This is a genomic window from Massilimicrobiota sp. An105, from assembly GCF_002161155.1.
Lineage (GTDB): Bacteria > Bacillota_I > Bacilli_A > Erysipelotrichales > Coprobacillaceae > Allocoprobacillus > Allocoprobacillus merdigallinarum.
The window spans coordinates 1-6,380 of record NZ_NFLY01000071.1 but is presented as its reverse complement, the minus strand read 5'-3'; the positions used below and the strand labels follow the sequence as shown (position 1 = coordinate 6,380).

Annotated in this window: 9 protein-coding genes; all 9 read right to left on the bottom strand. The window is 32.3% G+C overall.

The features are described 5' to 3' along the window. Positions 1–96 precede the first annotated feature (96 nt). Positions 97–1,425 carry a relaxase/mobilization nuclease domain-containing protein gene (locus B5E48_RS12915; protein WP_158097304.1) on the bottom strand — a complete coding sequence of 443 codons (1,329 nt, stop codon included), beginning with the start codon at positions 1,423–1,425 and terminating at the stop codon, positions 97–99. Next, on the bottom strand, positions 1,412–1,765 hold the full coding sequence (locus tag B5E48_RS12910; RefSeq protein ID WP_087305513.1) for a plasmid mobilization protein: 354 nt from the start codon (positions 1,763–1,765) through the stop codon (positions 1,412–1,414). The genes B5E48_RS12915 and B5E48_RS12910 overlap by 14 nt, the downstream gene beginning before the upstream one ends. 108 nt (positions 1,766–1,873) lie before the next feature. Further along, entirely contained in the window at positions 1,874–2,077 is a 204-nt protein-coding gene (locus tag B5E48_RS12905) for a hypothetical protein (RefSeq protein WP_087305510.1), read from the bottom strand. Positions 2,078–2,131: 54 nt separating this feature from the next. Beyond that, on the bottom strand, positions 2,132–2,329 hold the full coding sequence (locus tag B5E48_RS12900) for a DpnD/PcfM family protein (protein WP_087305508.1): 198 nt from the start codon (positions 2,327–2,329) through the stop codon (positions 2,132–2,134). 155 nt (positions 2,330–2,484) lie between these two features. Then, positions 2,485–2,940, bottom strand: a complete 456-nt coding sequence (locus B5E48_RS12895) for a hypothetical protein (protein ID WP_087305506.1) — start codon at positions 2,938–2,940, stop codon at positions 2,485–2,487. Between the two features lie 100 nt (positions 2,941–3,040). Beyond that, complete coding sequence (locus B5E48_RS12890; protein ID WP_158097303.1) at positions 3,041–3,982, bottom strand: DUF3991 and TOPRIM domain-containing protein; 942 nt, start codon at positions 3,980–3,982, stop codon at positions 3,041–3,043. Then, entirely contained in the window at positions 3,960–4,271 is a 312-nt protein-coding gene (locus B5E48_RS13660; protein ID WP_158097302.1) for a hypothetical protein, read from the bottom strand. Before B5E48_RS13660 ends, B5E48_RS12890 begins: the two co-directional genes overlap by 23 nt. A 182-nt stretch (positions 4,272–4,453) precedes the next feature. Further along, positions 4,454–4,660 carry a hypothetical protein gene (locus B5E48_RS12885; RefSeq protein ID WP_087305503.1) on the bottom strand — a complete coding sequence of 69 codons (207 nt, stop codon included), beginning with the start codon at positions 4,658–4,660 and terminating at the stop codon, positions 4,454–4,456. 117 nt (positions 4,661–4,777) lie between these two features. Further along, the gene (locus tag B5E48_RS12880; RefSeq protein WP_087305501.1) at positions 4,778–6,172 is read right to left on the bottom strand and encodes a helicase C-terminal domain-containing protein; all 1,395 of its coding nucleotides are present in this window, start codon (positions 6,170–6,172) and stop codon (positions 4,778–4,780) included. Positions 6,173–6,380 lie beyond the last annotated feature (208 nt).

Here is a 6,380-nt window from a genome sequence, read left to right as displayed (position 1 = left end):
ATATCTGAAGGTGATTTTTATAATACAAAAAATCACTTTGCAATTTGAAATTCAACTCCCACAAGAAGAGTTGAATTTAAATATACAAAGTGGAATTTAGTTTTTCATTTCACCTTTTTGATTGTCGTTCACCGATTTAATAATACTTTTCATTTTTAGTGAACGATCTTTTATCCTCTCATAAAGCACCACCTCCTTTCGTAGTGATTTGATTTGTTCTGTCATGGTTTCAACGTCTTGTTGAAGTAATGTTTTTGATTCTGCATTGCGACAGCGTTTAATTTTTCCATACACACATTTACGTTCATTCTCAAGCGAACGCTTTTGTGTATTTGTTTTCTCAAGGCAGGATTCTAATTCTTCTATAGTGTTGATATTCTTCTTTGCAAGAAATGTAACCTCCTCAGTAATCTGATCCAGTTTCAATAAATCTTGTTTAAGATAGTAATGTACTTTTGGAGCAGGTCTTTGATGAGGAATCACCCCAAGGATAAACATGTAATGTACATATAATGCTTTGAAGCCAGTCAGTTTTCTTGCTTTGTTTAAATCACCTTTATAGTAGTATTTCTTTGGTGATATATGGGCAGGTGATTCAAACTGTGCATAGCGACGTTCATATAAACGTTGTTCAATAATGCTCATATCATAGCGTCCGTCTTTTGTTAGTTTATGCAAGCGAAAGGCTCTTTCACCACCTTGTGGCTTGAGTGAAATATATTTTCCTTCACGAATGGAGTATCCCATATCCTTTAATGCCTTTAGGAATTGTTTTTTAGTGGTTGATTTAGAAATTGCATATTCAACATCCTCAACAACTAGACTTCGTTTTGTTGGTCGGTTTTCTTTTTCTGCTTTCCATTCTGCATAATGACGAGAGTGACTACTTTTATCTTCAATGACTGAAAGCTGATACTTTTCACAAAGTGCATCGGATACCTCTCTCATTCTTTTATAGGTAGCTTTATTATCGTAATAACGTTTGCCATCTTTAAAAGATACAGAGTTGATTACGAAATGATTATGGTAATGATGTTTATCAATATGTGTTGATACGAGGACTTCAAAGCGATCGCCCCATAAAATATTGGCAAGTTCAATACCAATTCGATGTGCAGTTTCAGCATCAACTTCACCGGGCTTGAATGACTGATAGCCATGAAAGGCAAGAGTGCCATCTTCTTTGCTGTATGTTTTTTTTGTTAGGACCATATCCTCAAAGGCAGTGGAAAGATGAGTGTTGATTCCAGTAACATATAATTGCTTTTCTGTTTTCATATCCTGAGTTGTATAATGGATACTTTGAGAAAGTCCATTGAACTGAAAGTCAATGTCATCAAGAGTGTCAGTCTTTTCTGGATTGCTGGTATAGTCAAGCACACGTTTAAGATGATTTTTTACTGGCCATATTTTAGTTGTTGCCATCATCAACAGCCTTTCTAGGGAGAAGAACATCAGTTCTGATTTGTACAATATTTTTATGAAGATCATCTAGAGCATATCTCATTTTATGGTAATCTATATTTCCAGTTTTGTTGGCTATGATGCAGAGCTGATTAAGATTGTTTCCAATCATTCGCAGTTGTTTTATCATATCATAAAAATCTTTCTTTGGTTTTGATGGCGGTTCATAACCGGCAATGAGCAGACGGATATATCCTTCTCTTTTATAACCTGTCTGCTGTACTTTTTCGTTGAGTGAATTCAATTCCTTGTCATTAAGATGAATGATCACTCGATGAGGTCTTTTTCTGTTTTCTGCCATTGGCAATTCTCCTTTCAGTAGTAGGGGTCTTAGGGTGAAACCCTAACAAGCGAATGAGGTGGGCAACCGAATTCAGTGCTTGCTAGTATACAGGACACTTTTGGAGTGTCAGTTGTTATTAATTGTATTCTTAGGTTGATAAAAATCATTGATTGCAGTCTGAAGCTTATCCTGTTCATTCTTGAATGTATATAATCTTTTCAAATCTGTGTTTATTGAGGATAGCTCATGTTCAATTTTTTCTTTTTCACTTAGCTTTTTTTGCTTTAATGCTTCCAGTTTATTAATTGATTTTTGTACTCTTGAATCCATTTTTTATTCACTTCCTTTCAGTTTTCATAACAAAAAAGAGAGATAAAAGTGCACTTATCTCTCATCATGATTCATTATTCTTGTTTCTTTTATGACATGAAAATCTGTATCAACATAGTCATTTTCGTTTAAAATGATGTCTTCATTTTTATATCTTTCCTTGACTTTTTGTTCAGCTTCTTCACGGGAATTAGCCGAAACAGTAATCTGTTTTTGCAAAGTTTCAGTAATTTCAACAAGATATTTTTTCATAGATATTCACTCCTTTAACATAATGAAATAGCCATTGTCTCATGGACGAATGGCTAAAAAATAGACAGATTCATTTTTAAATGCTTGAAAGTTATATGGATCATTGAATGGTATTTTTGATTTCATAAAAAGATGAATAGAAAAGATGATACAATTTATGAACATTTCTTTAATTGTTTTTGACGATATTCATCAACTTCTTCTTTGCTTATAATACCGTTATCAATAAGTGGTTGAATGCATTCATCAGATTGCATTATTAAATCTACAGCATCATCACTTAATGAACAGATGAATTTAGGCATTTCATTGTTTTTAATATAGTAATGTATAATTGTCCCAGAAGCTACTATTCCACAAATATCTGGACAGTCGGGAACTTTCATTGGTTCATGACATGGACGGACTATTGAAATCTCATCATTAAGATATGCATCTATCACAAAGAGAGTATAGTCATCAATCTTTGCTGGAAGTTTTTCAAAAATGTTCATCTTCAATGAAACAATTCCAGCTAGTTTTGTATCAGATTCATTGGCAAGATAGTAATAATCAATAACATCATCTTTCTGTTCCTTTAGTATAATGGTCAATATTTTTATATTATCCATCAGTAAATCACCTCATCATTATTATGCAATATTTTTATTTGAAAAGGAATTGTACAAAATTAAAATTTGCATATTTTTAGAAAAATCTTCTGCCATTAACTTATCTTTCCATGTCAGTATGAAATACTCTAGTCTGCAATTCTTGATTAACATCTTTATATTTTTGTGGTGAGCAGTCGATGATTTTATACTGATTTTTTAAATGATATAGAATTTTTTTGACAGTATCCTTTCCAGCTTTATCATTATCCATATGAAGAAATATGGAATTGATTTCATTGTTATTTAAAAAATGATTAAGGGCTACAGGTATTTCAGTATCATGAATATTTTTTCCAATGAGGGTTGCTCCATCTATGGAAAGGTAATTATTGTTAAGATAATCTTTTTTATTTCCTTTTAGAATCGTCATATATGATAGCAAATCTATAGCAGATTCAAAGACATGCAGCTGATGATTATGCTCATTTTTAATGCAGAAACTGTATGCTTTATTACTTCCTGGAATGTTTTTTTTCATATCAGAATCTATTGAGCGTGTGCTTGCAAATTTAGGCATATGGCTTTCATCATATCCAACAAATACAACAGCATGATCATGTGCTGATTCATAGATGAGTTTTTTCTTGATGCAATAATCTACTATGCTCTTATCGAGCTTTCGTTCATTGACAAGATAGCTGATAATCTTGTTGTCATTTTCGTAGCGATAGGGGAGGCGAAAATGATAACTAGATTTATTTGATTGAATAACTTTTGTTGGAGGTTGTTTATCAATCAGATCCTTTAGATATAATGCAGCATCTAAAAATTCCATACCTTCTACTTTAATGAGATATTGAAGTGCAGTTCGTCCTCCAATGTTCTGTGCCCACCAGCACCATAGACCATTGCTTATATGAAGTGAACCATGAGTGCGAGTCATATAATCATTTCTGCTCTTTTTAACAAGTTCCTGCGGTTCATAATTTTTGAGATAGGTTAGAAGGTCAAGCTCCTTGATTCTTGCGAGATCTTTTTTACTGATGAATCTTTTTGCCATTGTTAAGCTCCTTTCTATAACATTGATAAAGGAGATATAGAGCGTCGATATAATCCATTTCTTCAACGAAAACAAGATACTGGATGGCTGTTTTGCCATTCAGATGATGTGATTTCCATGCCCATCTATTCTTATAAATTATAAGACCATTATGCGTAATTGAATCATAATGGCTCTTATTTTTGATGATTGAATTTGGTTCGTATTGCTTTAAATATGACAGTAAATCAATTGTCTTGAGCTGTATAACATGTTCGACTGGTATCTTTTTTATAAGTTTTGTATTCATGTTCGATTTCTCCTATATAAAAAACAACGAAAGATTTTTTCGTTGCTGTTAAGATAATATTGATATTTGATTTGATGAAATAATAAATTTATATTCTTAAAAGGAAAACATTTCTGATAGCATTGAAATAAAAAGAAGTAACGAAATTATTGACGTTACTTCTGTAGGGAATTCTTTATTGTTTATTCAAATGTCATTGTTCTAACAATATGTTTTGCTAACCATCTAGGACCTTTATGAGCTAAAGGACTGCCATCAGAAAAATCAGTTAAACGTAGCTTTCTATTAGCAATGCTATTTGCTTCTTTTTCTGAAATCTTACCATTAGAGAATTTAATCAACGCTTGAATAAAATCTGATCTAAGAAATTCATTTCTTGTTGTATTCATCTACGTCCAACTCCTCTCAATTTCCTTTTTAATTATAATCTTATTCTACAATAAATTCTATATCGATGATATTATATCATTTTATACTATATCTATATCTTATATCAATTTGAAAATTTATCTTTCATGATTGATAGTCTTATCTTGAATGATTTCTGATGATTCCTCTAAAGGGATTATTTCTTTATCATTTTGATTTCCTATATCCAGCTCTTTGTTTAGTATAGCTAAACGAGATGACTTATCCTGCAGTTCCTGTTCTTTTTCAAATGGTCGAATAACTTCTTCCTTTGCATTATGAAATTGTTGTTCTACAGTTGTCAGAAGGCTTCTTTCTGTCTCTAACTTTTTTGCAATTGAACTGATCTGATTATCGATTCTTGTAATGTTTCCGTAAACATCATTTCCTAGATCTATCATGTATGTTCCGTTTTTCTTTAATGTCAATTGATGATAGGAATGAAACTGGTCATAAGAAAGGTGTAATTCAAAGCCACGATATTCACCAATCAGTTTTTGATTCGATGATTTATCTTTCTCACATAAGATCAGCAATGCTTTTCCTGCAGTTTCCTTTTCCAAGTAAAAATGATTCTGTAATGTCATTCCACTAAATTCCTCAACAGGTGAAGTGCTGTCCAGATCTTTTTGATAGTCATTGATTTTTTCCTTGATGGAGGCAATTTTCATTGGGTTATACTTAATAATTTTATCTTCCAAATCATATTTTTCGCTTAGATAATTAGCTTTTGCTAGTTTCAATCTATTGACTTGTATGTCGAGATCCATCTTTTCCTTTATCTTTGGATTTCCACTTGCGAGGGCTTTGATTTCAGCATAGCTTAACGTAACTTCATCTATATCTTCTGCTGAGCGGACAGGACTCTTTGATGTCTGTATCTGTGAAATAAACTTTTGCTTACTTTCTATAAGCTGGTATAAATAACTATCAAATGTCTGTTCCGTTACATATCTATAGATTTCTACATCACTGTTTGTATTCCCCTGACGGATAATTCTTCCTGATCTTTGCTCCAGATCGCTTGGTCTCCAAGGACAATCGAGGTCATGAGAAGCTATCAGTAAATCTTGGACATTCGTACCAGCACCCATTTTAGCAGTAGATCCAAGCAATATACGAACACTTCCTTGTCTTACTTTTGAGAAGAGTTCTTTCTTTTTTGTATCTGTTGCAGCATCATGAATATATGCAATCTCATTGGGTGGAATGCCATGTTCAATAAGTTTTTTGTAGATGTCATCATAAACATTTGTGTATGGAATATTTACATTTTGTTCTAGCTTTTCAAGAAATGCTTTAGAGGTTTTCTGTGGAGTAGACATGTCACAAAAAATAAGCTGAGTAGATTTTTTATCTTTGGTATCTTCATAGATGCGAATGACATTATCAATACACGTATTGACCTTGCTATGAGGGTTGTCTCCTAGAGTTGGATCAATGAGTCTTTGATCGAGTGCAAGTTTTCTTCCATCATTGGTAATCTTTAGCATATTATCCACTGATGGATCGATATTTTCATTACGTATGGCTTCAGCTCTTTTTGCAAATTCATCAACAATCTGTTTCTGTTCTTCACTTGGTGTTGAATGCCAAATTAAATAAAAAGAAAAATAAAGAAAATAGTCAAAATAAAAGAAAAAGTCTTATCAAAGTGAATGAATAAGAAATAATCACTTTAAATGATAAGACTATTTTAGT